Genomic DNA, 23234 nt, shown 5'->3' with positions numbered 1-23234 from the left:
GGCGAACGTGAAAGGAGGGTTACACAAGCTCGTCGGCCTGGCGCTCGTCGTTTTTCTGTCATGGCCCGATACATCGCATTACTTCGCGCAGGGGGTCATCACGAGCGCACCGTGGACCGGAACGTGGTCGGCCGCGCCTGACGTCACGGCGGATCCCGGCTTCAACAACCAGACGATTCGCCACGTCGTGCATACGAGCATCGGCGGCACGGCGGCGCGCCTGACGTTTTCCAATCTGTTCGGCTCGCAGCCGGTCACGCTCGGCGACGTGCATATCGCGCGACGGGCGGGCGGGGCGCGGACGATCGCCGGCACCGATCGCGCCGCGACCTTCAACGGCCAGCCCTATGTGACGATTCCGGCGGGCGGCACGGTGCAGACCGACGCCATCCCGTTTCAGGTGCCCGCACTCGCCGATATCGCCGTGAGCTTCCATATTCCGTCGCAGACGCAGCCGGGGGCGACCGGACATATCGAGGGCTTGCAGGACAACTGGATCGCACCAGGCGATGTCAGCGCGGACCCGGCGTTCGCGGGCGGCGTCGTGAACGCGACGGGCGAGCAGTCGTACTATTTCCTCACCAATGTCGATGTGATGAACGCCGCGGCGACGGGCGCGGTGGTCACGTTCGGCGCGTCGATCACGGACGGGGTTTCATCGACGCCCAACACGAACCGGCGCTGGCCGAACCGGCTCGCGGAGCGGCTGATCCGCTCGGGCATGACGGTGGGCGTGCTGAATCAGGGCATCAGCGGAAACGACTTCTTCACCGACGGTTCGGGCCAGGCCGGACTGAAGCGCTTTGCCCGCGACGTGCTCGGGCAGCCCAACGTGAAGTGGGTGATCGTCTCCGACGATGCGGTGAACAATCTCATCAGCGGCAATCCACCGAGCGCGCAGCAGCTCATCGGCGCGTATCAGCAACTCGTCCAGCAGACGAGCGCCGCGAAAGTGGGCCTGATCTGTTCGACGCTCACACCTTTTCAGGGCCTGGACGAGTGGACGCCCGAAATCGAGAACACGCGTCAGACGGTGAATGCCTATCTGCGCACCAAGGAAAGCGGCTGCGACGCCGTGCTCGATCAGGCCGCGGCGCTGGGCAATCCGTGGGGCTCGACCGATTCCACCGCGTACGCGCGCGCCTACAACAGCGGCGACGATCTGCATCCGGACGATGCCGGCATGTTGGCGATCGCCAATGCCGTCGATCTGTCCTGGTTCGCCGCGCTGCCGCCGGTCAACGCGCCGACGGCGTGCGGACGTATCGCGATGGGCGAGGGCTTTGGCGTCGGCGGAACGGTTGCGGCGTGCGGCGCAAATGTGCAAGCGAACTTGCAGGGCGACGGTTATCTCGTCGCCGTGAGGAATGGCCAGACGATCTGGTCATCGCGCGTGAGCGGCACGCCGGGCGTCGAAGTCCGCATGCTGGAGGACGGCAATCTGGTGATGTACGACAGCAACGGCGCGATGGTCTGGCAGACGCACACGTCGGGCAATCCGGGCGCCTATGCGACTATCCTGCCGAACGGATATCTCGTCATATTCTCGGCGCGCGGCACGGCGCTGTGGTCGAGCGAGGGATGAGAAAAGCGTGCGGGCCGCGCGCGATGTGCGGCCCGAAAAGCGATCAGTACGTGGGTACCGACGGATCGACCTGACGCGACCATGCGTCGATGCCGCCGTACAGGTTGAACGTCTTCGTGAAGCCGCGCGATTCCAGGAACATCGCGACCTGCGCGCTGCGCGCGCCGTGGTGGCAGATGCAGACGATCTGCGCTTCGTCGTCGAGCTCTTCGCTGCGCGCGGGAATGTCGCGCATCGGAATCGTCACGATGTTATCCATCTTCGCCGTCTGGATTTCCCACGGCTCGCGCACGTCGAGCAGAACGGGAGCGGGGCGCGAGGCATCCGCGAGCCACGCGGCGAGTTCGGGTGCGGTGAGGTTTTGCATGAAGATCCTGACAAGACGCGCGAGGCCGGGCACGACCGGCATCGCGCTTTCAGCTTAGAACTTGAACAGCGACGGATGCACCGCGTTCTTCAGCGGCGCGACGAGCGTTTCGAACACGTCCGACACGCGGAACTGCTTTTCGTCCACGCGCGTGATGATCTGCGCCTTCATGACCGGCGCCGCGCCGACGAACGCGGCAATGCGTCCGCCGATCTTCAGCTGTTCGAGAAATTCCTGCGGCATGACCGGCAGCCCGCCCGACACGCAGATCACGTCGTAAGGCGCGCCCTGATCCCAGCCGAGCGCGCCGTCGCCGGTGATCACGTCAACGTTCGTCACGCCATTCGCGGCGAGGTTCTGCTTCGCGAAACCGGCGAGTTCGGGCGAGATTTCGACCGTCGTCACGCTGCGGCCGCGATGCGCGAGCAGCGCCGCCATGTAGCCCGAGCCGCTGCCGATTTCCAGCACGGTCTCGCCCTTGTGAACCGCGAGCTCCTGCAGGATGCGCGCCTCGACCTTGGGCGAGAGCATGCGCTCGCCGCCGGGCAGCGGAATTTCGAGGTCCGCGAAAGCGATGTTGCGGTACGCGGCGGGAACGAAGTTCTCGCGCTTGACGATCGCGAGCAAGTTCAGCACGTCCTGGTCCAGCACTTCCCACGGACGAATCTGTTGCTCGATCATGTTGAAACGCGCTTGCTCGATGTTCATGTTCTATGTGCGTGATGGCGACCGGAGCGGGCTGCATCGCGGCCGGATGCGGGGCTAGAAAACTATGCGATTGTAGCAAATGGACGCGTTTTCCCGCCCGTTTCGCGCGCGTGCCGGCGACGGACCTAATGCGGCAGACGGATATCGAACTTAAAGGTGATGAGCCGTGCGATCAGGATGAACGCCGTCGAAATCAGCACGTTGTAGATCGTGTCGACGTCGAGCCGCTCCAGCCCGAGATAGATCCAGCAGCCGGCGAACGCGCACACCGCGTAGGGGCGCGAGTCGCGCAGGATCAGCGGAATTTCGTTGCAGAGCACGTCGCGCAGCACGCCGCCGAACACGCCGGTGATGACGCCCATCATCGTCGCGGTGAAGGCGGGCATCTGCGCATCGAGCGCGATCGAGGTGCCGGACACGCTGAAAAGGCCGAGCCCGATCGCGTCGGTGATGAGCAGCGCGCGCTGGTCGAAAAGTCGCGACGTGACGCGCAGGAAGATGGGCGCGAAAATCGCCATCGCGAAGATGAGGAGCACGTAATCCTGATGCTCGACCCAGTAGAACGGCCGGCGCGAGAGCAGCACGTCGCGCACCGTGCCGCCGCCGAACGCGGTGACGAGCGCGACGAGAAACGCGCCGACCGCATCGAGCCTGCGCTTGCGCGCTTCGATGAGCCCCGAGAAGGCGTACGCGAAAATCGCGAGCGCCTCCATGATGGTGATGGCGAGGGTGAGTCTAGGATGCACTGTCCGGCCCCGGATCGCGATTCCTGCCGAGACTCTTGTCCTGCGGATGGTTGTGATGGCGCGCCGCGCCGCCCGGCTGCAGCAGCACGAGCACCGCGCCCGCGCCGCCGTCGTGCGGGCGCGCCTGACAAAACGCGATCACTTCCGACTTCTGCACGAGCCACGCGCGCACCTTGCCCTTGAGCACAGGCTCCTTGCCGATGGAGCCGAGCCCCTTGCCGTGAATCACGCGCAGGCACCGCAGCCCGCGCTTCACCGATTCGCGGATGAACTCCGCGAGCGCCTCGCGCGCTTCTTCGCGGCGCATGCCGTGCAGATCGAGCTGCGCCTGCACGATCCACGCGCCGCGCCTGAGCTTCCTCACGACTTCCTGGCTGATGCCGGGCCGGTAGAAGGACAGCGTTTCGTCGATGTCGAGCAGGCTTTCGGGATCGTATTCGTCGGAGAGCGCTTCCTGCAGCACGGCCTCTTCATCGCGACGGCTTTGCAGCGGCACCGGCGGAGGCGGCACGCGCGTGACGGTCGTGCGCGGCGGCGTCCTGAGCGGTTCGACTTCGCCGATCGCGCGACGGAACTCGTCGGCATCGGCGACGACTTCGCGTTCGGCACGCGCCGCCGCGACGCGTTGCACTTCGCGCTTCTCGGCGTCGGCTTTCAGTGCGCGCTTGAGCGTCGAAAGGCCTGACAGCCCGTCGCGCTTCACGGCGGCGGCGACGTCGCGCGCATCGACTGGCCGGGCCGGCGCGGGCGTGGCCGGTCGCGCCGCTTCTCTGCGCCGGACTTTCGGTTCGTTCGGGTGAGGGAGATTCTTCGGCATCGTTCGGCCAGCGGAAATCGACAGGAATCAGGCTCGACGCGAGGCGCGCCTCGAATCGAAAACGGGCCGACGGCGTGAACCGTGGCCCGTTTTTATCGCGAGTCAGCGCTATCGGACGCGCCAGAAGCGGACGAACTCCATTCTAGCGGTTCGCCGCGCCCGGCCGTGCCCGGATGGACGCCCGATCAGCGATCCGCTTCGTGGCTCATCGAATGCGGCGTAGGCGTTTCGTCGATGGTCTCGAGATAGCGCTGCGCGTCGAGCGCGGCCATGCAGCCCGTGCCCGCGCTCGTGATCGCCTGGCGATACACGTGATCCTGCACGTCGCCCGCCGCGAACACGCCGGGGATGCTCGTCGCGGTGGCGTCGCCGGTGGTGCCGCCCTTCGTGATGATGTAGCCGTTCTTCATCTCCAACTGGTTGACGAAGAGATCGGTGTTCGGCTTGTGGCCGATCGCGACGAACACGCCCTGCAGCGCGATGTCCGTGGTCTTGCCCGACTGCGTATCCTTGATGCGCAGGCCGGTGACGCCGGAATTGTCGCCGGTGACTTCGTCGAGCACGTGATTCCACTTGATATCGACGATGCCTTCCTTTTCCTTCGCGAGCAGCCGGTCGATGAGGATAGGCTCGGCGCGGAACTTGTCCCGGCGATGCACGACCGTCACTTTCTTCGCGATGCCCGCGAGATAGATCGCTTCCTCGACGGCCGTATTGCCGCCGCCGATCACCGCGACTTCGCCGTTGCGATAGAAGAAGCCGTCGCAGGTCGCGCAGGCCGACACGCCCTTGCCCATGAACGCTTCTTCCGACGGCACGCCGAGATATTGCGCCGATGCGCCCGTCGCGATGACGAGCGAATCGCAGGTGTACTCGCCCGAATCGCCGATCAGCCGGAAGGGGCGCTCGTTGAGCTTCGCCGTGTGGATGTGATCGAACACGATCTCGGTGTTGAAGCGGCGAGCGTGCTCTTCGAAACGCTGCATCAGTTCCGGGCCCTGCACGCCCGACGGGTCCGCCGGCCAGTTCTCGACGTCCGTGGTGGTCATCAGCTGGCCGCCTTGCGCGAGGCCGGTGATGAGCAGCGGCGACAGGTTCGCGCGCGCGGCGTACACGGCGGCGGAGTAGCCGGCGGGGCCGGAACCGAGAATCAGCACTTTGGCGTGTTTGGGCGAAGACATGATGATGGTCCGTTATTGATGGTCGGCTCGGAAGTACGCGTGGCCTGCAATGCAGCGATATCGACGCCGCTCGTGGCCGGAGAATGCGCGCGACGCTCCCGATGATCCAAATTTAGGTGCAAAAAGGGGATTATAAAGGCCGCTGGAAAAGCCTTCCCGAGTGAACCTTTCAATCGGTTTGATAGCCGTGAACAGCGAGGACCGCCGCATGACTTGCTCGTGACGAGTGTTACAGGTTGCAAGAACGCGTCCGTTTTGCGCCTTTCACCGCAACGCAGCGTTTACAATAGGCCACCGTTCCATGCGGTCCTTGCGTAGAGGCGTGAGCCGCAAAAAAGCGACACAAAGCGACACCGAATCAATGGCCAAAGCTACCTATTCCGCGAGCCCGCAGGCGTTGCCGCACCGCATGTCGCGGCTCTTCACCGAAATTCGCTGGATTCTCCAGGTCGCGCTCGGACTGTTCCTCGTGATGGCGCTCCTTTCGTACAGCCGCAAGGATCCGAGCTGGACCCACGCGGTGAGCGTCGATCACATCGGGAACTGGGCGGGGCGCGTCGGCGCGTACACGTCCGATATCCTGCTGCTCGTCTTCGGGCTGTCTTCCTACTGGCTGGTCGTGCTGCTCGCGCGGCGCATCGTCGCGAATTACCGGCGTCTCATTCAGCACACCACGCAGCCGCCCGCCGTCGATGAAGACGCGCCGCGCGACCGCACCTGGCTCGCCGAAGCGTTCGCGTTCGTGCTCGTGCTGCTCGCGAGCGACGGGATCGAGGCGCTGCGCATGTGGTCGCTCAAGGTGCAGTTGCCGCGTGCGCCGGGCGGCGTCGTCGGCGATGTCGTCGCGCGGCATGTTTCGCATGCGCTCGGCTTCACGGGCGCGACCCTGTTCTTCTTGATCGCGCTCGCGATCGGCCTGTCGCTCTATTTCCGTTTCTCGTGGCTGTCCGTGTGCGAGAAGCTCGGCGACGGCATTCTCAACGCGATCACCGGCGCGCAACTGCGCCGCGAAGCGGGACGCGACCGCAAGCTCGGCGAAGCGGCCGCGGTCAAGCGCGAAGACAAGGTCGTGCGTTCGCGCGAGAAGAGCGAGGATCACGAACCGGTGATGATCGTGCCCGCGGCGCCCGCGCCCGCGCGCTCCGAACGCGCCGAGAAGGAAAAGCAGGTGCCGCTCTTCAAGGACCTGCCGGGCGATTCCACGTTGCCGCCGCTCGCCTTGCTCGATGCGCCGCCGAAGGTCCAGGAAACCATCGCCGCCGATACGCTCGAATACACGTCGCGGCTCATCGAAAAGAAGCTCAAGGACTTCGGCGTCGAGGTGAGCGTGATCGCCGCGTATCCGGGGCCGGTCGTCACGCGCTATGAAATCGAGCCGGCGACGGGCGTGAAGGGTAGCCAGATCGTCGGTCTCGGGAAGGATCTCGCGCGCTCGCTGTCGCTCGTGTCGATTCGCGTCGTCGAGACGATTCCGGGCAAGAACTACATGGCGCTCGAATTGCCGAACCAGCGCCGTCAGACGGTCAAGCTCTCCGAGATTCTCGGCTCCGAGGTCTATGCGAACGGCGCGTCGCCGCTGACGATGGGTCTCGGCAAGGACATCGGCGGCAATCCGGTCTGCGCGGATCTCGCGAAGATGCCGCACTTGCTGGTCGCGGGCACGACGGGCTCGGGCAAGTCGGTCGGCATCAACGCAATGATCCTTTCGCTGCTCTACAAGGCGAGCGCGGATCAGGTGCGGCTTATTCTCATCGACCCGAAGATGCTCGAAATGAGCGTCTACGAAGGCATTCCTCATTTGCTGTGTCCGGTGGTGACGGACATGCGGCAGGCCGGTCACGCGCTTAACTGGGCGGTCGCCGAGATGGAGCGCCGCTACAAGCTGATGAGCAAGATGGGCGTGCGCAATCTCGCGAGCTTCAACACGAAGATCGATGAAGCGAAGAAGCGCGACGAAAAGATTCCGAATCCGTTCAGCCTCACACCCGACGATCCCGAGCCGCTCACGCGCCTGCCGAACATCGTCGTCGTGATCGACGAGCTCGCCGACCTGATGATGGTCGTCGGCAAGAAGGTCGAAGAGCTGATCGCGCGGATCGCGCAGAAGGCGCGCGCGGCGGGCATCCATTTGATCCTCGCGACGCAGCGGCCTTCCGTCGACGTGATCACCGGCCTCATCAAGGCGAACGTGCCGACGCGTATGGCGTTCCAGGTGTCGTCGAAGATCGATTCGCGCACGATTCTCGACCAGCAGGGCGCCGAATCGCTGCTCGGCATGGGCGACATGCTCTATCTGCCGCCGGGCTCCGGGCTGCCCGTGCGCGTGCACGGCGCGTTCGTGTCGGACGAGGAAGTGCATCGCGTGGTCGACAAATTGAAGGAGCACGGCGAGCCGAACTATATCGAGGGCATTCTCGAAGGCGGCCTTGCCGGCGACGGCGACGAAGGCTCGGCGGGCGCGGGCGGAACCGGCGGCGCCGACGGCGAGTCCGATCCTTTATACGATCAGGCGGTCGAGGTCGTCATCAAGAACCGGCGCGCGTCGATCTCGCTCGTGCAGCGGCATTTGCGCATCGGCTACAACCGCGCGGCGCGTCTGCTCGAACAGATGGAAAACTCGGGACTCGTGTCGGCGATGTCGTCGAACGGCAACCGCGAAATCCTGACGCCGGCGCGCGACGCGGAGTGACGCGCGCGTCCAAATGGAGAACATAACGATGAAGCAATTTACGGGGAACCCGCTCACCAAGGCATTCGGTGCGGCGATCTTTTCGGCGACGATGCTGTTCGCATCGCACGCATTTGCGAGCGGCACGGAGCAATTGAAGGCATTCGTGTCGCAAGTCCACGCGGCGCGCGGCGACTTTACGCAGCAGGAAATCAAGGCGCCCGGCAAGACCAACAACGGCGCGACCTCGAACGCCATGCCGACCAAAGGCCAGACCTCCAGCGGCACCTTCATGTTCGCGCGGCCCGGCAAGTTCATCTGGTCGTATCAGAAGCCGTATGCGCAGATCCTGCAGGCCGACGGCGACAAGCTCTACGTCTACGACAAAGATTTGAACCAGGTCACGGTGCGCACGCTCGGCGGCGCGCTCGGCGCGAGCCCGGCGGCGATCCTCTTCGGCAGCAACGATCTTGAGAAGAACTTCAACCTGCGCGATGCGGGCGAGAAGGGCGGCATCGACTGGCTGGAACTCACGCCCAAGGCGAAGGACACGCAGTTCGAGACGGTCGGCATCGGCTTCAGGGACGGCAATCTGCAAGCGATGGAACTGCACGACGTGTTCGGCAACGTCACGTTGCTCACGTTCTCGAATATCCAGAAGAACCCGCCGATCAAGAGCGATACCTTCAAGTTCACCGTGCCGAAGGGCGCGGACGTGATCAACGGCTAATCCGAAAAGGGCGCGACGAAAGCGCCCTTTTTCATGCGATGGCCGCGTGCGCCGCGGCCATGTCATCGAGAAACGCCTCCACGATCTCCCGCTTCGCGCCGCGCGCGCCGCTCACGCGTTCCGCGCGCGTGACCATCTGAAACGCGACGCGATAGCGCATCGCCTGCGGATTCAGCGCCGCGAGCACGCCTTCCTTCACATAGGGCGCGGCGAAGTGCTCGGGCAGATAACCGAGATGCCGGCCCGAGAGCACGAGCATCGCGACGGCCTCCATGTTGTCCGCCACCGCGCCGATATTGCGCGGCGTGAGCTCGCCGGCCTCGGGCAGCGGATAGCTGCGCCACGCCCAGTCGTGCTCGAACGCCTGCGCGATGCCTACTTCGCCTGCCCGCGCGAACAATGGATGCTCGCGTCCACAGTACGCGAGCTGATCTTCCGCGAAGATTTCGGTGTATTCGAGCGACGGCACCCGATGCCAGAAGTAGCCGATCGCCATCTGGATGCGCCCTGACAGCAGCATCTCCTCCAGCTCGCCCGGCGAGCGCACCAGCACCGCGAAGCGCACGGATTCGTCGCGTTGCCGGAAACGCGCGATCGCCTGACTGACGCGCGCGTTCGCGCTGACGGGCGTATTGCCGATCATCCCGAGCGTGAGCGAGCCGACGAGCTTTTTGCCGACATTGCGCGCGGTCGAGTCGAATGTGTCGATGGCGGCGAGCAGCGTCCGGCACGCCTCGACGAACTGCTCGCCGCGCGAAGTCAGCGCGAAGCCGCCGCGCCCGCGTTCGCAGAGCCGGTAGCCGAGCCGCGTTTCGAGCGTCGCGAGTTGTGTGCTGATGGTCGATTGCCCGACGTTGAGCGTCGCCTGCGCGGACGAAACGCCGCCCGCGTCGGCGATGGCGAGGAATACGCGGATGAGGCGCAGATCGAGATCGGAAAGGTGAGTGAACATGGGGCGCCGCCGATACATCGAAAAATATCGATGTTAAGTTAATTTTATCGCCATTTTATTTTTATCCAGAACTCGCTATTAATTGTCAGATGTCAACGCGAACCCATCTGACGCCATGAATACATCCTCACTTTTCGCCCCCGCCGAACACTTCGATTCGCACTTCGTCGAACAGCGCGCCGAGCGCCCGCAGCCGTTGTCGGGCAACCAGATGCCGCGTTGCGGCGGCATCACGACGATGATGCGCCTGCCGCATGTCCAGTCGGCCGAAGGGCTCGACGCGTGTTTCGTCGGCGTGCCGTTCGATCTCGGCACGTCGAACCGCACGGGCGCGCGCTTCGGTCCGCGTCAGGTGCGCAGCGAATCCGTGCTGCTGCGTCCGTACAACATGGCGACGCGCGCCGCGCCTTTCGATTCGCTGCGCGTCGCGGATATCGGCGATGTCGCGATCAATCCGTACAACCTGCTCGATTCGATCGACCGCATCGAGCGCGCTTATCGCGAGATCCTGAAGCACGACTGCAAGCCGCTCACGCTCGGCGGCGATCACACCATCGCGCTGCCGATCCTGCGTGCGATCCACGCGAAGCACGGCAAGGTCGGGCTGATTCATATCGACGCCCACGCGGACGTCAACGACACGATGTTCGGCGAAAAGATCGCGCACGGCACGCCGTTTCGGCGCGCGGTGGAAGAGGGCCTGCTCGATTGCTCGCGCGTCGTGCAGATCGGCCTGCGCGGCACGGGTTACGAAGCCGGCGATTTCGACTGGTGCCGGGAGCAGGGTTTCCGCGTCGTGCAGACGGAAGAGTGCTGGAACAAATCGCTCGCGCCGCTGATGGACGAAGTGCGCGCGCAAATGGGCGACGGCCCCGTCTACATCACGTTCGATATCGACGGCATCGATCCCGCATTCGCGCCCGGCACCGGCACGCCGGAAATCGCCGGACTGACCGTGCCGCAGGCGCTCGAAATCGTGCGCGGCGCGCGTGGGCTGAATATCGTCGGCGCGGATCTGGTGGAAGTCGCGCCGCCCTATGACCCGTTCGGGACGACCGCGCTGCTGGGCGCGAACCTCGCGTTCGAACTGCTGTGCGTGCTGCCGGGCGTCGAGTACCGCGCGGCAAAGTAAGACTCGCATCAAGACCAAAGCAATAACGGAGACATCGTTTCATGACCGCAGTAAAAAACGCGTCACGCGCGCAACCGAAGCGCGCCGCGCTCGCCTCGTTCATCGGCACCACGATCGAGTGGTACGACTTCTATAGCTATGCAACCGCCGCGGCCATCGTGTTCGGCCCGCTGTTCTTTCCCGGCGAAAGCCGTTTGCTGAGCCTGCTCGCGTCGTTCGGCACGTTCGCGATCGGCTTCTTCGCGCGGCCGCTCGGCGGCGTGCTGTTCGGGCATATCGGCGATCGCGTCGGGCGCAAACGCTCGCTGATGCTCACGTTGATGTTGATGGCGGTATCGACGGTCGCGATCGGCTGTCTGCCGACGTTCGAGAAAGCAGGCGCGATCGCGCCCGTGCTGCTGATCGTGCTGCGCCTCCTGCAGGGCGTCGCGGTCGGCGGCGAGTGGGGCGGCGCGGTGCTGCTCGCGGGCGAGCACGCGCCCGAAGGCAAGCGCACGTTCTTCGCGTCGTTCGCGCAACTCGGCAGCGCGAGCGGCCTGATTCTCTCGATTCTCGCGTTCGGCGTCGCGAGCAAGCTGCCCAACGCGGACTTCATGTCGTGGGGCTGGCGCGTGCCGTTCCTCGCGAGCATCGTGTTGCTGATCGTGGGCTTCGTGATCCGCGCGGGCGTCGATGAATCGCCGGAATTCGAGGCGCTCAAGGAAGAGCGCGAACTCGCCGAGCATCCGCTGAAGGAGACGATGAAGCAATGGCGGCTCGTGCTCGTCGTGCTCGGCGCGAACGTCTACGGCATCGCGGGCGTGTATTTCAGCAACATCTTCATGATCACGTACGCGACGCAGTATCTGTCACTCGATCGTTCGATGGTGCTCGACGCGATGTTCTATGTCGCCGTGCTGCAGTTCTTCGTGCAACTGGGCGCGGCGTTCGTCGCGCAACGCTTCGGCACCGCGCGCGTGCTGACGATGGCGGCCGTCTGGGCGATCGTCGTGCCGTTCATCATGCTGCCGCTCGTGCGGATGGGCACGTTCGGTTCGGTGACGCTCGGCGTCGGACTCGCGACGATCGCCGAGTCGGGCTATTACGCGGTCATCGCGGGCTTCGTCACCGGCATGTTCGCGGCGCGCATCCGCTATACGGCGATCTCGCTCGCGTATCAGGTGTGCGGCGCGCTCGCGGGCGGCCTCACGCCGCTTTTCGCGACCGTGCTCGCCGAACGCTACTCGCCGAGCTGGGTGCCGATGGCGCTGTTCTATTCGAGCTTCGCGCTGCTTTCGCTCGTCTGCGTGCGATGGCTTGCGCGTCGCGAGGCGGCGGGCGATTTCGAGGAGCGCGGCGAGACGCGCGCTTTGGTGCCGCAGGGCTTGAGTTCTGCAAGCTGATGTGAAAAAGCCGCCAGAAATGGCGGCTTTTTCGTTGAGCGATCACGCGTAGGCGCGGCGCCGTCCCGACACGAGCAGCAGATAGCACACCGCGCCGAGCGCGAGCGCGGGCAGCGTCGCGCCGAGATTCGGCAGCCATTGATTGATCGCGTGATACGCCGCGATCCCGATGCCCCACGCGATGAACGCGCTCACATGCCAGCCGCCGGAAAAGCCGTAACGCCCGTCGATGGACCCGAGCGCGGCCGTGTCGATGCGGCGTTTGCGCACGATGAAGTGATCGGCCAGCACGACGCCAAAGAGCGGCGCGAACACCGAGCCGATCAGCAACAGGAAGTTTTGATACTTGCCCATCTCGACGACGAGCGCGACGAGCGTGCACAGCGCGCCGAACGCGCACGAGAGCATCGGCACGCCGGCGCGCGCCCAGAACGTGCCCGTCGATACGGCCGCGGAGTGGATATCGGCGAACGCGTTGTCGATTTCATCGATCAGAATGAGGAACAGCGCGATGCCGCCGCCGGCCTGCGCGAGCGCGGTCGTGAGAAGCGCATCGCCGCCGCCCGCCGCGAGTCCGTAGATCGCGCCGAGCGCATAGAACCACAGATTCGCGATGCCATAGCCGAGCAGCGTGCCGCGAAACGCGCCGCCCGCGCTCTTGCCGAAGCGCGTGTAATCGGCGATCAGCGGCAGCCACGACAGCGGCATTGCGACGACGAGGTCGATACCCGCGCCGAACGCCAGCTCGCCCGTGCCGGGACGCGCCAGCAACGCGGCGAGATCGTGCTTCGCGAGCAGATTCCACGTGAGCCAGCCTGCGCCGCCGAGCAGCAGCCAGATGCCCCAGGTGCGCAAGAAACGCCGCACGAAGGAGAGCGGGCCGCTGATCGCGAGCAGCGTCGCGAGCGCGCCGAAGATGAGCGTCCAGACGAGCGGCATCGAGAGGTGAAAGGATTGCTTCGCGAGCGCATCGGCGGAATCGCGCATCACGATGATCTCGAACGAGCCCCAGCCGACGAGCTGGATCGCGTTGAGCACCGCCGGCACGGATGCGCCGTGCACGCCGAGCGTCGGGCGCAGCGAGGACATCGCCGCGAGCCCCGTATCCGTGCCGACGACGCCCGCCAGCGCGAGCAGCACGACGCCGATCACCGTGCCGATGGCGATCGCCATCAGCGCGTGCGGCAACGACAATCCCGGCACGAGCAGCGCGCCCGCCTGCGCAACCAGGAGCCCGATGCCGAGCGAGAACCACAGCGCGAAGGCATCGCTCGTGCCGAAGGCGCGCCGCTCGGGCGGCACCGGCGTAAGCGGCGCGTAGGTCGAAGTCTCGCCGTGCGCCGCGGCGTTCGTGGTGTGCTCTTGCCCCATCGGATTGCGTCCTTGTCGTGTGAAAGCGTGGTTTCCGGGCGCGCGGCCTGTTTCGTGCGAGACCGCCGCTGTCAGGCTGTCATAATGACCCGATTCCGCGGCCGCGCCGCGCCTTCCTGAAGGGCGAGATTATCGCCGCGATCCACCCAACCGCGTCAACCCGCATCGCACAGCACATGTTCGAAGAAAACCGTGGCAACGTTCCGCTCGCGGAGCGCCTGCGCCCCCGCACCATCGACGACGTGATCGGCCAGAAACATCTGCTCGGTCCAAACAAGCCGTTGCGCGTCGCGTTCGAATCGGGCGAGGCGCATTCGATGATTCTCTGGGGTCCGCCCGGCGTCGGCAAGACCACGCTCGCGCGCCTCATGGCCGATGCGTTCCACGCGCAGTTCATCTCGCTCTCTGCGGTGCTTTCGGGCGTGAAGGACATCCGCGAGGCGGTGGAGACCGCGCAGATCCATCGCGCGAACGGGCATCAGACGCTCGTGTTCGTCGACGAAGTGCATCGCTTCAACAAGAGTCAGCAGGACGCGTTCTTGCCGCACGTGGAGTCGGGTTTGTTCGTGTTCGTCGGCGCGACGACGGAGAATCCGTCTTTCGAGGTGAACAGCGCGCTCCTGTCGCGAGCGGCGGTCTACGTGCTGAAAAGCCTCGACGCCGAGGAACTGAAGGAACTGCTCGAACGCGCGTCGAAGGAACTCGGCGGGCTGACGTTCACCGACGAAGCCCGCGACGCGCTGATCGGTTCCGCCGACGGCGATGGCCGCAAACTGCTGAACAACCTGGAGATCGTCGCGCGCGCGGCGGCGCAGCAAAAGCAGACCGATGTCGACGGTGCGCTCTTGGGCAGTGCGCTCGCCGAGAATCTGCGCCGCTTCGACAAGGGCGGCGACGCGTTTTACGACCAGATCAGCGCGCTGCACAAATCCGTGCGCGGCAGCAATCCGGACGCCGCGCTGTACTGGTTCTGCCGCATGCTCGACGGCGGCGCGGACCCGCGCTACATGGCGCGGCGCATCGTGCGCATGGCGTGGGAGGATATCGGGCTGGCCGATCCGCGCGCCGCGCGCATCACGCTCGATGCGGCCGAGACGTACGAGCGCCTCGGATCGCCGGAAGGCGAGCTCGCGCTCGCGCAGGCGCTCATCTATCTGGCGGTCGCGCCGAAATCGAACGCGGGTTACAACGCGTACAACGAGGCGCGGCGCTTCGTGGGCAAGGACCAGTCGCGCGGCGTGCCGGTGCATCTGCGCAACGCACCGACCAAGCTGATGAAGGAACTCGGCTACGGACACGAATACCGCTACGCGCACGACGAGCCCGACGCCTATGCGGCCGGCGAAACCTATCTGCCGGACGGCATGCGCGATCCGTACTGGTATCAGCCGACGCCGCGCGGACTCGAAGGCAAGATCGGCGAAAAGCTCGCGCGTCTCGCCGAACTCGACGAAGCCTGGCGGCGCGAACATCGCGACGACAAGAAGCGATGAAATCACGGCGTTCGTTTCGCGTGCGGGCGAACCGCGTTTCGCCGGGCGGATCGCCGATCGCACCGGCGCGCAATGACCGTGCGCTAAAATCGGTGTTTCCGATTACTTAACAAAGCTGCCCCCCGCCATGCTCGACATCCAAACCCTCCGCAAAGACCTGGACGGCGTCGCGAAGCGCCTCGCCGATCGAGGCTACACGCTCGACGTCGCCGCCTTCGCCGCGCTCGAAGCCGAGCGCCGCGAGATCCAGACCCGCACCGAAGAACTGCAGGCGCGCCGCAACAGCCTGTCGAAACAGATCGGCGCGATGAAGGGCCGCGGCGAGGACACGTCCGCGGTGATGGCGGAAGTGGGCGGCATCGGCGACACGATGAAGGAATCGGCGGCGAAGCTGGACGACGTGCAGAAGCGTCTGTCGGACCTGATGCTGACCGTGCCGAACCTGCCGCACGAGAGCGTGCCGGTCGGCAACGACGAGACGCAGAACGTCGAAGTGCGGCGCTGGGGCGCGCCGCGTTCGTTCGACTTCGAGGTCAAGGATCACGTCGATGTCGGCGCGCCGCTCGGCCTCGATTTCGAAACGGGCGCGAAGCTCTCGGGCGCGCGTTTCACGTTGCTGCGCGGGCCGATTGCGCGGCTGCATCGCGCACTCGCGCAGTTCATGATCGACACGCACACGGAGCAGCACGGCTATACGGAGGCGTACACGCCGTATATCGTGAATCCGGAGATTCTCTACGGCACGGGCCAGTTGCCCAAGTTCGCCGATGACATGTTCCGCGTCGAGAAGGGCGGCGACGAAAGCACGGTCACGCAGTACCTCATCTCTACGTCGGAGATCTCGCTGACGAACACGGTGCGCGACAGCATCCTCGAAGCCAGTGCGCTGCCGGTGAAGCTCACCGCGCATTCGCCGTGCTTCCGTTCGGAAGCGGGCTCGTACGGGCGCGATACGCGCGGCCTGATTCGCCAGCATCAGTTCGACAAGGTCGAGATGGTGCAGATCGTGTCGCCGGAGCATTCCTATGCCGCGCTCGACGAGATGGTCGGGCAGGCGGAGACGATTCTCCAGAAGCTGGAACTGCCGTATCGCGTGATTACGCTGTGCACGGGCGATATGGGTTTCTCGGCCGCGAAAACGTTCGATCTCGAAGTGTGGCTGCCAGCGCAGAACACGTATCGCGAGATTTCGAGCTGCTCGAATACGGAGGCGTTCCAGGCGCGCCGGATGCAGGCGCGTTTCCGCAATGCGCAGGGCAAGCCGGAGTTCGTGCACACGCTGAACGGCTCGGGGCTGGCGGTCGGGCGCACGCTCGTCGCGGTGCTGGAGAACTTCCAGAACGCGGACGGCTCGGTGACGATTCCGGCGGTACTGCGACCGTATATGCGCGGCGCCGAAAGAATCGAAGTTTCGGCAGCAGTGTGACGTTTATTTCCAAAAAGAGGCTTGGAAAGCGCGAAAGAGTTCGATATACTTTCGTTCTTCGTTGAGCAACGACCGGTTCACGAAGACCCGAAAGGGTAGACGGAGAGGTGGCAGAGTGGTCGAATGTACCTGACTCGAAATCAGGCGTACGGTTTTCCCGTACCGTGGGTTCGAATCCCACCCTCTCCGCCAAGACACTAAAAACCCCGCAAGTCGTGAGACTTGCGGGGTTTTGCTTTTGGGTCTTCGCATGAAGCTCCGCTTCGTCGAGCGGAGCGTTCCCTCAAGTCGTACAGCGCGCGATATCGAATCGCAGTTCCGGTTCCGGGACGCCGCCATCGTCGCTCGACGACTGCTGCACCTTCACGATCGATCCATAAGCCGAAGGCGTCAGCGTCACGAGCCACGCATTCGACCCGACCAGCAACTCCGTCGTCCCCTGATCGCGCCGCGTTTGCGCGGAGGGAATCATGCGTTGCAGACAACTCGAGATATCCGACGCAGCCCGCGCCGACGAAACGTGAATCACGGGCTTCGACGCGCGCAATTCGGGATCGCTCGTCGAACTACAGGCGGCGAGGGCGGCGACGCCCGACAGCACAGCGGAAATCAGCGTCAATCGATACACGTTCATAACACTCCGGCAGGTTCGAAATCGGGCCACTAAAACACAAACGCGCGGTCATCACAAGGGCGAAAAACGATCGCGCCGCATCGCGAAAAAGCGCGCCCGAAGCTTCGAAATGCAATGCCCGTGCGGCTTTCCAAGCGGCTGCCCTGCGCGGGAGTGCTATCATCGGGCCCATTGTCCTCGCGCGCCACCCGCCTCGAACACCGGCGAAAACGCGTGCGCGAGGCGGCACGAACCCATCGCATTGCTCAATGGCCATCACGCTCAAGACACCCGCCGACATCGAAAAGTTGCGCATCTCCGGCCGCATGGCCGCCGAAGTCCTCGCGATGATCGGTGAACACGTCCGCCCGGGCGTCACCACCGACGAACTCGACGCCATCTGCAATCGCTTCATCGTCGACGAACTGAAGGCCATTCCCGCCAACGTCGGCTACATGGGCTTTCCGAAGACGGTCTGCACCTCGGTGAATCACGTCGTGTGTCACGGCATTCCCGGGCCGAAAGAACTGAAGGACGGCGACATCATCAACATCGATGTCGCGATCATCAAGGACGGCTACTACGGCGACACGAGCCGTATGTACTACGCCGGCACGCCGAGCGCCGAAGCGCGCCGCCTCACCGAAACCACCTACGAGGCGATGGTTGCCGGCATGCGCGAAGTGCGTCCGGGCGCGACGCTCGGCGATATCGGCGCAGAGATCCAGGGCGTCGCGCATCGCGAAGGCTTCTCGGTGGTGCGCGAGTATTGCGGCCACGGCATCGGCCGCGTGTATCACGAGGATCCGCAAGTGCTGCACTACGGCCAGCGCGGCGCGGGCCTGCGTCTGAAGCCGGGTCTCGTCTTCACCATCGAGCCGATGATCAACGCGGGGCGCGCCGCCACGCAGCAATCGCGCGACGGCTGGACCGTCACGACGAAAGATCGCTCGCTGTCCGCGCAATGGGAGCACATGGTCGCCGTCACCGACGACGGCTTCGAAGTGCTGACGCCGTGGCCGGACGGCACGGGAAGCTATGCGGCGCCATGAGCGCGCGTTCGTCTTGTCGTGTGCGCTGTAAAGCACTTTCCCGGATTTAGGAATTGACGGGTACGCCCGTTCGGTTGAAGCTATGTTTATGGCCCGAGCGCCGGACCGGCCAACAGAGCCGCACGCGCATGAGCCCGAGAGCCAGAGAGAAATAGCCCGCATGAGTCCCTCATTGACCGTCAGCCGGATCGCCGCGCACCACGGACCGGTTCTGCGCGAGCTTCGCACGGCAGCGCTGCGCGAAGCGCCTTACGCATTCGGCGAAACGCTCGAAGATACGCTGCTCGTCGATCCTTCGTCGTTCGGCGACACCGCGGCGCTGCACGCGAGCTCGCCCCGGCTCGCGACGTTTCTGCTCTACACGGAAGGTCATCCCTGCGGTCTCGTGCATGCGTACATCGAAGAGGCGCCGAGCGCGCGCGCGTTCGTGAGCGCGTTGTGGGTCGCGCCGGCCGTGCGGCATCTGCGCGGCGGCGAGCTGCTCGTGAACGTCGCATCGCAATGGCTCGCGCAGCAGGGCGCAGCCGAAGTGCATGCGTGGATCTCGGAAGTGAACCGCACCGCTGTGCGCTTCTACGAGCACCTCGGTTTCGGCCCAACCGGCGATCGTCGCGCCATGCCGTCGCACGAAGAAGAAGCCGAGTCGCTCTTCGTGCGCCACATGCGCGCCGGACAGCTTATCTAACATACGTTAGTCTGGGCCGCGTCGCCCGCTTCTCGCGTGCCCGTCGTGGGCACGCGCGGCCCACATTTCGCGTATTCGATCGCCGAAATCCATCCTAAAAATTATGGCCGCGTGCGGCAACGCCTGTAAAATACGCAAAATTTTTGGCCGTTCCTATGTCGCTCAACAAAACGCCCTTCTTCGAACTGCGCAGCGGCTCCGTCGACACGCTTCTCTTCGTCGTCAAGACTCCCGACCTCGATGCCCTGCGTACCGAACTCACGCGGCGCTTCGAAGCAACTCCCGAATTCTTCGCAGGCGATGTCGTCGCTATCGACGTGCGCCGTCTCGCTGATTCCGCGAAGGGCGGCGAGGGCGAACGCGTGTCGCTCGCCGAGCTCGAAACCCTGCTGAAGAGCGTGCGCATGCGTCCGATCGGTGTGGTCGCGCTTCCCGCGCAGACATGGGCGATTCGATGGGCGAACGAAGGCGGCCTGCCGATTCTCGAAGCGCGCGACCGGCGCGGCGCGCCGAAGCCGTCCGTGGACGAAGCGAAGCCGAACACCGAAGCCGCGGCCGTGATCGAAGCGGCCGTCGCGAAGGAACCAGCGCCCGCGGCGCTGCCCGCGCTCGCGACCATCATCGACCGGCCGCTGCGCTCCGGCCAGCAGGTGTATGCGAAGGGCGATCTCATCGTGCTCGGGCTCGTGTCGTACGGGGCCGAGGTGATCGCGGAAGGCAATATCCATATCTATGCGCCGTTGCGGGGCCGCGCGCTCGCGGGCGTGCATGGCAATCTCGACGCGCGAATCTTCTGCACCTGTCTCGAGCCGGAACTCATTTCCATCGCGGGTATCTATCGGACGACCGAGAACCCGCTGCCGGCCGACGTGCTCAGCAAGCCGGTGCAGATCTGGCTGAACGAAGAAAAACTCATGATCGAACCGCTGCGGCTGACCTGACGGGTTGGATCGGCTCGCGCGCCCGATGCCCTGGCGCGCGCTCGAAAGCAACGCGAGCGGACCTATTGACGAACACAAGGTACTTGTATGGCAAAAATCATTGTGGTGACTTCGGGGAAGGGCGGCGTCGGCAAGACGACCACCAGCGCGAGCTTCGCATCGGCGCTCGCATTGCGCGGCCACAAGACGGCCGTGATCGACTTCGACGTCGGTCTGCGCAATCTCGACCTCATCATGGGTTGCGAACGCCGCGTGGTGTACGACCTGATCAACGTCATTCAGGGCGAAGCCAATCTGCATCAGGCGCTCATCAAGGACAAGAAGTGCGAGAACCTCTATATCCTGCCAGCCTCGCAGACGCGCGATAAAGACGCGCTCACGCTCGAAGGCGTCGAGAAGGTCATCAACGAGCTGATCAAGATGGATTTCGAGTACATCGTCTGCGATTCGCCGGCGGGCATCGAATCCGGCGCGCTGATGGCGATGCACTTCGCCGATGAAGCGCTCATCGTGACGAATCCGGAAGTGTCCTCCGTGCGCGACTCGGACCGCATTCTCGGCATCCTGTCGTCGAAGACCAAGCGCGCGATCGAAGGCAAGGACCCCGTGAAGGAGCATCTGCTCATTACGCGTTACAACCCGAAGCGTGTGAGCGAAGGCGAAATGCTGTCGCTCTCCGACATCCAGGAAATCCTGCGTATCGAACTGATCGGCGTGATTCCGGAGTCGGAAGCGGTGCTGCATGCATCGAACCAGGGCTTGCCGGCCGTGCATCTGGATGGCACGGATGTCGCCGAATCGTACAAGGACGTGGTGTCGCGCTTCCTCGGGGAAGAAACGGCGCTGCGCTTTACCGACTATCACAAGCCCGGTCTGCTGCAACGCATCTTCGGCACCAAGTAAGGGGACGCAATGTCGATTCTTTCGTTTTTGCTGGGCGAGAAAAGAAAGTCCGCTTCGGTCGCGAAGGAACGCTTGCAGTTGATCATTGCGCACGAGCGCGCGGGTGGCAAAGCCGCCGCCGATTACCTGCCGGCGTTGCAACGGGAACTCGTTGCCGTGATTTCGAAGTACGTGAAGATTTCCGATGACGATATTCGAGTGAGTCTCGAGCGTCAGGACGACCTCGAAGTGCTGGAAGTGAAGATCGAGATTCCGCAGGCGTAACGCGTTGCGCCTGTGTGTGCGGCGTCGCGTCGGCTCTGGCCGCGCGATCGCCGCGGGAAAAATGCGAAGCCAGGATCGAGCGGTCCTGGCTTTTGTTTTTGCGCGCTATCGTTTGCGCGTGCGGTTTCTCTCGTGTGTGCGCGCCTTTCATCAACATTCGGTTGCACATCGGGTGTCCTCGTAATACGCGGTTTGTCCTCCTTCTGATGTCCTCGCGCATTGAATGCGTATCCGCGCCACGCGGCATTCAATGTCTCGAACGAAGAAGAGGTACACCATGAAAACATCCCTCCGCACACTGCTCGCCCAAACCGCGCTGGTCGTCGCCGGCGCAATCACCGTGACGGCCGCGTCCGCCGCCGAATTCGTGATCGTCGCGCCGAGCGCGCCGCCCGCGCCGCGCTACGAGGCTGCGCCGCCCGCCCGCGCGGGTTATGTCTGGGATCGCGGTCACTGGAACTGGGAGCATGGCCGCTACGTGTGGGCCGGCGGTCATTGGGAAGCCGAGCGCGTGGGTCATCGATGGGTGCCGGGCGAGTGGGTCGGACACGGCGCGCAGTATCGCTGGGTGCCGGCGCACTGGGCGTGAAGCGGGAGCGCGCGATGAAACGACTCCTGCTCGTCCTCATGGCTGTCCTGCTCGCCGATGCGCTCGCCGGTTGCATCGTCGTGCCCGAGCACGCTTACACGTATCGGCCGGCGCACGTCTACGTGTATTGACGGCCTACTTCTGTGGCGCCTCGTCCTGCGTTCCGGCGGGCGCCTTTTCTCCGCCCTCGGGCACTTCCGGCGACGGCGCGAGCTTTTCCAGCGGCGTCATGTACCGCTCCGACAGTGCCTCGTAGAGCGGCGGCGCGAACAGGCGCGACACGCGGCTCGAGACCAGCGCCGTCGCCATCAGCGAGATCACGAGCGCGTGGCCGTCGATCATCTCCATCACGATGACGAACGCGGTGATCGGCGACTGCGTGACGGCCGCGAGATAGCCGACCATCCCGAGCGCGATCAGCATCGGCAGCGACATGCGCGGGAAGAGCGTGTGCAGCACGTTGCCGAAGCCCGCGCCGATCGACAGCGACGGCGCGAAAATGCCGCCCGGAATGCCCGGCAGATACGAGCCGATCATCGAGATCATCTTCAGGAGCGGATAGAACATCGACAGTTGCTCGCGCCCTTCGAGCAGGCCGCGCGCCTCGGCGTAACCGCTGCCGAAGGTCGTGCCGCCCGCCAGCAAGCCGACGATGGCGATGATGAAGCCGCACAGCGCCGCGAACACGACCGGCCGCGACGCATGAAGGTGTCGCAGCGACACGGGAATCCACTTGCTCGTGTTGAGCAGCAGCCAGCAGAAGACGCCGCCCGCGATGCCGGTGACGATGCCTGTCACGATGATCGCCACGAGGAAGAACCGCGGGAACAGCGCGCCGGCCTGAATCGTGCCGAAGTACGTGTAATTGCCGCTGAGCCCGAGCGCGATGACGCCCGCGATGATGATGCCCGTGATGAGCACGCCGCTCGCGCGCGCTTCGAAGCTGCGCGTGAGTTCCTCGATCGCGAACACGATGCCCGCGAGCGGTGTGTTGAACGCCGCCGACAGGCCGGCCGCCGCGCCCGCGAGCACGAGTTGCCGTTCGATCAGCGAATTGGAGCGCGGGTAGAAGCGCCGCATGTTGAACATCAGCGCCGCGCCGATCTGCACGGTGGGACCTTCGCGGCCGATCGTCAGTCCGCCGACGATCGCGACGAACGAGACGGCGATCTTCGCGACGAGAATGCGCAAGGTGAGCAGCCGCGCGCCCGCCGCCGCTGTCGGCCCATGCAGTACGGCGATGACCTGAGGAATGCCGCTGCCTTCGGAGCCGCGGAAGAAACGTCGCGTGACGAAGACGCAGAGCGCGGCGGCGGCCGGCGTGATCGCGAGCGGCAGCCAGGGGTGTTCGCTGCGGGCAGCGGAGAAGAGCGCGAAGCCCCAGTCGATCAGCCTCGCATAGTACACGGCGACGAGCCCGACGAGGATCGCACCGAGCCAGAAGATGCCGTAGCGTCGCCACAGGCCGCGTGTGCGTCGCGCGGTGATGGCCGAGAGGGAACGCAGCGCGCGGATCATGCGATGTCCGTCGGCAAAACGGCGCGTGTGAGGTGTCTGGCGGGGTCTGAAAAAAAGAACAGGCGCGAGGCTTTCGCCGGGCGCCCAAGAAACGCTCCCGCCATAAGCAGG

Annotated in this window: 22 protein-coding genes and 1 tRNA gene; 14 read left to right on the top strand and 9 right to left on the bottom strand. The window is 64.7% G+C overall.

Features of this window, described 5'->3' with window-relative positions; genetic code table 11:
- The first annotated feature begins 7 nt into the window (after nucleotides 1–7).
- A complete protein-coding gene (locus tag PQR08_RS25830; RefSeq protein ID WP_408162800.1) occupies nucleotides 8–1585 on the top strand; it encodes a GDSL-type esterase/lipase family protein in 1578 nt (525 codons plus the stop codon).
- 43 nt (nucleotides 1586–1628) lie between these two features.
- Here the strand turns inward: PQR08_RS25830 and PQR08_RS25825 are convergent, their stop codons facing one another.
- The 5 genes from PQR08_RS25825 to trxB all read right to left on the bottom strand — a co-directional run bounded on the left by PQR08_RS25825 (nucleotide 1629) and on the right by trxB (nucleotide 5404).
- Entirely contained in the window at nucleotides 1629–1952 is a 324-nt protein-coding gene (locus PQR08_RS25825) for a rhodanese-like domain-containing protein (protein ID WP_035505448.1), read from the bottom strand.
- A 54-nt stretch (nucleotides 1953–2006) separates the two neighbouring features.
- Nucleotides 2007–2660 (bottom strand): protein-L-isoaspartate O-methyltransferase family protein, encoded by a 654-nt coding sequence (locus PQR08_RS25820; protein WP_187607255.1) that lies wholly within the window; start codon nucleotides 2658–2660, stop codon nucleotides 2007–2009.
- A gap of 125 nt (nucleotides 2661–2785) precedes the next feature.
- Nucleotides 2786–3373 carry a trimeric intracellular cation channel family protein gene (locus tag PQR08_RS25815; RefSeq protein ID WP_187607386.1) on the bottom strand — a complete coding sequence of 196 codons (588 nt, stop codon included), beginning with the start codon at nucleotides 3371–3373 and terminating at the stop codon, nucleotides 2786–2788.
- Between the two features lie 22 nt (nucleotides 3374–3395).
- The gene (locus PQR08_RS25810) at nucleotides 3396–4223 is read right to left on the bottom strand and encodes a Smr/MutS family protein (protein WP_187607254.1); all 828 of its coding nucleotides are present in this window, start codon (nucleotides 4221–4223) and stop codon (nucleotides 3396–3398) included.
- A gap of 185 nt (nucleotides 4224–4408) precedes the next feature.
- Entirely contained in the window at nucleotides 4409–5404 is a 996-nt protein-coding gene (gene trxB, locus PQR08_RS25805; protein WP_035505263.1) for a thioredoxin-disulfide reductase, read from the bottom strand.
- Between the two features lie 361 nt (nucleotides 5405–5765).
- Between trxB and PQR08_RS25800 the strand changes: the two genes are divergently transcribed.
- Complete coding sequence (locus tag PQR08_RS25800; protein WP_187607253.1) at nucleotides 5766–8093, top strand: DNA translocase FtsK; 2328 nt, start codon at nucleotides 5766–5768, stop codon at nucleotides 8091–8093.
- A 28-nt stretch (nucleotides 8094–8121) separates the two neighbouring features.
- Entirely contained in the window at nucleotides 8122–8802 is a 681-nt protein-coding gene (gene lolA / locus PQR08_RS25795; protein WP_238210025.1) for an outer membrane lipoprotein chaperone LolA, read from the top strand.
- Between the two features lie 31 nt (nucleotides 8803–8833).
- On the opposite strand, the gene PQR08_RS25790 is transcribed toward lolA, so the two are convergent.
- A complete protein-coding gene (locus PQR08_RS25790; RefSeq protein ID WP_408162796.1) occupies nucleotides 8834–9754 on the bottom strand; it encodes a LysR family transcriptional regulator in 921 nt (306 codons plus the stop codon).
- A 115-nt stretch (nucleotides 9755–9869) separates the two neighbouring features.
- On the opposite strand from PQR08_RS25790, the gene speB reads away from it, so the two are divergent.
- Both speB and PQR08_RS25780 read left to right on the top strand, forming a co-directional pair.
- Nucleotides 9870–10886: an agmatinase gene (gene speB, locus PQR08_RS25785; protein WP_238288218.1), complete on the top strand. Its 1017-nt coding sequence runs from the start codon at nucleotides 9870–9872 to the stop codon at nucleotides 10884–10886.
- A 41-nt stretch (nucleotides 10887–10927) separates the two neighbouring features.
- Complete coding sequence (locus tag PQR08_RS25780; protein ID WP_408162793.1) at nucleotides 10928–12268, top strand: MFS transporter; 1341 nt, start codon at nucleotides 10928–10930, stop codon at nucleotides 12266–12268.
- Between the two features lie 42 nt (nucleotides 12269–12310).
- On the opposite strand, the gene cytX is transcribed toward PQR08_RS25780, so the two are convergent.
- Complete coding sequence (gene cytX / locus PQR08_RS25775) at nucleotides 12311–13639, bottom strand: putative hydroxymethylpyrimidine transporter CytX (protein WP_408162791.1); 1329 nt, start codon at nucleotides 13637–13639, stop codon at nucleotides 12311–12313.
- A gap of 176 nt (nucleotides 13640–13815) precedes the next feature.
- Between cytX and PQR08_RS25770 the strand changes: the two genes are divergently transcribed.
- The 3 genes from PQR08_RS25770 to PQR08_RS25760 all read left to right on the top strand — a co-directional run bounded on the left by PQR08_RS25770 (nucleotide 13816) and on the right by PQR08_RS25760 (nucleotide 16750).
- Nucleotides 13816–15132 carry a replication-associated recombination protein A gene (locus tag PQR08_RS25770; protein ID WP_238210031.1) on the top strand — a complete coding sequence of 439 codons (1317 nt, stop codon included), beginning with the start codon at nucleotides 13816–13818 and terminating at the stop codon, nucleotides 15130–15132.
- Between the two features lie 127 nt (nucleotides 15133–15259).
- Entirely contained in the window at nucleotides 15260–16558 is a 1299-nt protein-coding gene (gene serS / locus PQR08_RS25765) for a serine--tRNA ligase (RefSeq protein WP_187607248.1), read from the top strand.
- A 101-nt stretch (nucleotides 16559–16659) separates the two neighbouring features.
- Nucleotides 16660–16750 (top strand) — tRNA-Ser (locus PQR08_RS25760).
- A gap of 91 nt (nucleotides 16751–16841) precedes the next feature.
- Here the strand turns inward: PQR08_RS25760 and PQR08_RS25755 are convergent.
- The gene (locus tag PQR08_RS25755) at nucleotides 16842–17192 is read right to left on the bottom strand and encodes a hypothetical protein (protein WP_250483213.1); all 351 of its coding nucleotides are present in this window, start codon (nucleotides 17190–17192) and stop codon (nucleotides 16842–16844) included.
- A 248-nt stretch (nucleotides 17193–17440) separates the two neighbouring features.
- On the opposite strand from PQR08_RS25755, the gene map reads away from it, so the two are divergent.
- From map to PQR08_RS25725, 6 genes are all read left to right on the top strand, one after another.
- Nucleotides 17441–18223, top strand: coding sequence for a type I methionyl aminopeptidase (gene map / locus PQR08_RS25750; protein ID WP_408162788.1), 783 nt, complete (start codon nucleotides 17441–17443; stop codon nucleotides 18221–18223).
- A 160-nt stretch (nucleotides 18224–18383) separates the two neighbouring features.
- Nucleotides 18384–18908 (top strand): GNAT family N-acetyltransferase, encoded by a 525-nt coding sequence (locus tag PQR08_RS25745; protein WP_187607245.1) that lies wholly within the window; start codon nucleotides 18384–18386, stop codon nucleotides 18906–18908.
- 155 nt (nucleotides 18909–19063) lie between these two features.
- The gene (gene minC, locus PQR08_RS25740; RefSeq protein WP_035505286.1) at nucleotides 19064–19849 is read left to right on the top strand and encodes a septum site-determining protein MinC; all 786 of its coding nucleotides are present in this window, start codon (nucleotides 19064–19066) and stop codon (nucleotides 19847–19849) included.
- A gap of 87 nt (nucleotides 19850–19936) precedes the next feature.
- Nucleotides 19937–20752, top strand: a complete 816-nt coding sequence (minD, locus tag PQR08_RS25735; protein WP_187607244.1) for a septum site-determining protein MinD — start codon at nucleotides 19937–19939, stop codon at nucleotides 20750–20752.
- 9 nt (nucleotides 20753–20761) lie between these two features.
- A complete protein-coding gene (minE, locus tag PQR08_RS25730; protein ID WP_006999197.1) occupies nucleotides 20762–21016 on the top strand; it encodes a cell division topological specificity factor MinE in 255 nt (84 codons plus the stop codon).
- A 277-nt stretch (nucleotides 21017–21293) separates the two neighbouring features.
- Nucleotides 21294–21605 carry a YXWGXW repeat-containing protein gene (locus tag PQR08_RS25725; protein WP_187607243.1) on the top strand — a complete coding sequence of 104 codons (312 nt, stop codon included), beginning with the start codon at nucleotides 21294–21296 and terminating at the stop codon, nucleotides 21603–21605.
- A 135-nt stretch (nucleotides 21606–21740) separates the two neighbouring features.
- Here PQR08_RS25725 and PQR08_RS25720 read toward each other — a convergent pair whose 3' ends face one another.
- Nucleotides 21741–23123, bottom strand: coding sequence for a chloride channel protein (locus PQR08_RS25720; protein WP_238288211.1), 1383 nt, complete (start codon nucleotides 23121–23123; stop codon nucleotides 21741–21743).
- Nucleotides 23124–23234 lie beyond the last annotated feature (111 nt).

The organism is Caballeronia jiangsuensis, from assembly GCF_046030135.1.
GTDB classification, from domain to species: Bacteria; Pseudomonadota; Gammaproteobacteria; order Burkholderiales; family Burkholderiaceae; genus Caballeronia; species Caballeronia jiangsuensis.
The sequence above is the reverse complement of the archived record's forward strand: the minus strand, read 5'-3'. Positions and strand labels throughout refer to the sequence as shown.

Bases quoted from the DNA above. Each gene is read 5' to 3' on its own strand.
- PQR08_RS25825 (WP_035505448.1), bottom strand. From the start codon at position 1,952: ATGCAAAACCTCACCGCACCCGAACTCGCCGCGTGGCTCGCGGATGCC.
- PQR08_RS25820 (WP_187607255.1), bottom strand. From the start codon at position 2,660: ATGAACATCGAGCAAGCGCGTTTCAACATGATCGAGCAACAGATTCGT.
- PQR08_RS25815 (WP_187607386.1), bottom strand. From the start codon at position 3,373: ATGGAGGCGCTCGCGATTTTCGCGTACGCCTTCTCGGGGCTCATCGAA.
- PQR08_RS25810 (WP_187607254.1), bottom strand. From the start codon at position 4,223: ATGCCGAAGAATCTCCCTCACCCGAACGAACCGAAAGTCCGGCGCAGA.
- trxB (WP_035505263.1), bottom strand. From the start codon at position 5,404: ATGTCTTCGCCCAAACACGCCAAAGTGCTGATTCTCGGTTCCGGCCCC.
- PQR08_RS25800 (WP_187607253.1), top strand. From the start codon at position 5,766: ATGGCCAAAGCTACCTATTCCGCGAGCCCGCAGGCGTTGCCGCACCGC.
- lolA (WP_238210025.1), top strand. From the start codon at position 8,122: ATGAAGCAATTTACGGGGAACCCGCTCACCAAGGCATTCGGTGCGGCG.
- PQR08_RS25790 (WP_408162796.1), bottom strand. From the start codon at position 9,754: ATGTTCACTCACCTTTCCGATCTCGATCTGCGCCTCATCCGCGTATTC.
- speB (WP_238288218.1), top strand. From the start codon at position 9,870: ATGAATACATCCTCACTTTTCGCCCCCGCCGAACACTTCGATTCGCAC.
- PQR08_RS25780 (WP_408162793.1), top strand. From the start codon at position 10,928: ATGACCGCAGTAAAAAACGCGTCACGCGCGCAACCGAAGCGCGCCGCG.
- cytX (WP_408162791.1), bottom strand. From the start codon at position 13,639: ATGGGGCAAGAGCACACCACGAACGCCGCGGCGCACGGCGAGACTTCG.
- PQR08_RS25770 (WP_238210031.1), top strand. From the start codon at position 13,816: ATGTTCGAAGAAAACCGTGGCAACGTTCCGCTCGCGGAGCGCCTGCGC.
- serS (WP_187607248.1), top strand. From the start codon at position 15,260: ATGCTCGACATCCAAACCCTCCGCAAAGACCTGGACGGCGTCGCGAAG.
- PQR08_RS25755 (WP_250483213.1), bottom strand. From the start codon at position 17,192: ATGAACGTGTATCGATTGACGCTGATTTCCGCTGTGCTGTCGGGCGTC.
- map (WP_408162788.1), top strand. From the start codon at position 17,441: ATGGCCATCACGCTCAAGACACCCGCCGACATCGAAAAGTTGCGCATC.
- PQR08_RS25745 (WP_187607245.1), top strand. From the start codon at position 18,384: ATGAGTCCCTCATTGACCGTCAGCCGGATCGCCGCGCACCACGGACCG.
- minC (WP_035505286.1), top strand. From the start codon at position 19,064: ATGTCGCTCAACAAAACGCCCTTCTTCGAACTGCGCAGCGGCTCCGTC.
- minD (WP_187607244.1), top strand. From the start codon at position 19,937: ATGGCAAAAATCATTGTGGTGACTTCGGGGAAGGGCGGCGTCGGCAAG.
- minE (WP_006999197.1), top strand. From the start codon at position 20,762: ATGTCGATTCTTTCGTTTTTGCTGGGCGAGAAAAGAAAGTCCGCTTCG.
- PQR08_RS25725 (WP_187607243.1), top strand. From the start codon at position 21,294: ATGAAAACATCCCTCCGCACACTGCTCGCCCAAACCGCGCTGGTCGTC.
- PQR08_RS25720 (WP_238288211.1), bottom strand. From the start codon at position 23,123: ATGATCCGCGCGCTGCGTTCCCTCTCGGCCATCACCGCGCGACGCACA.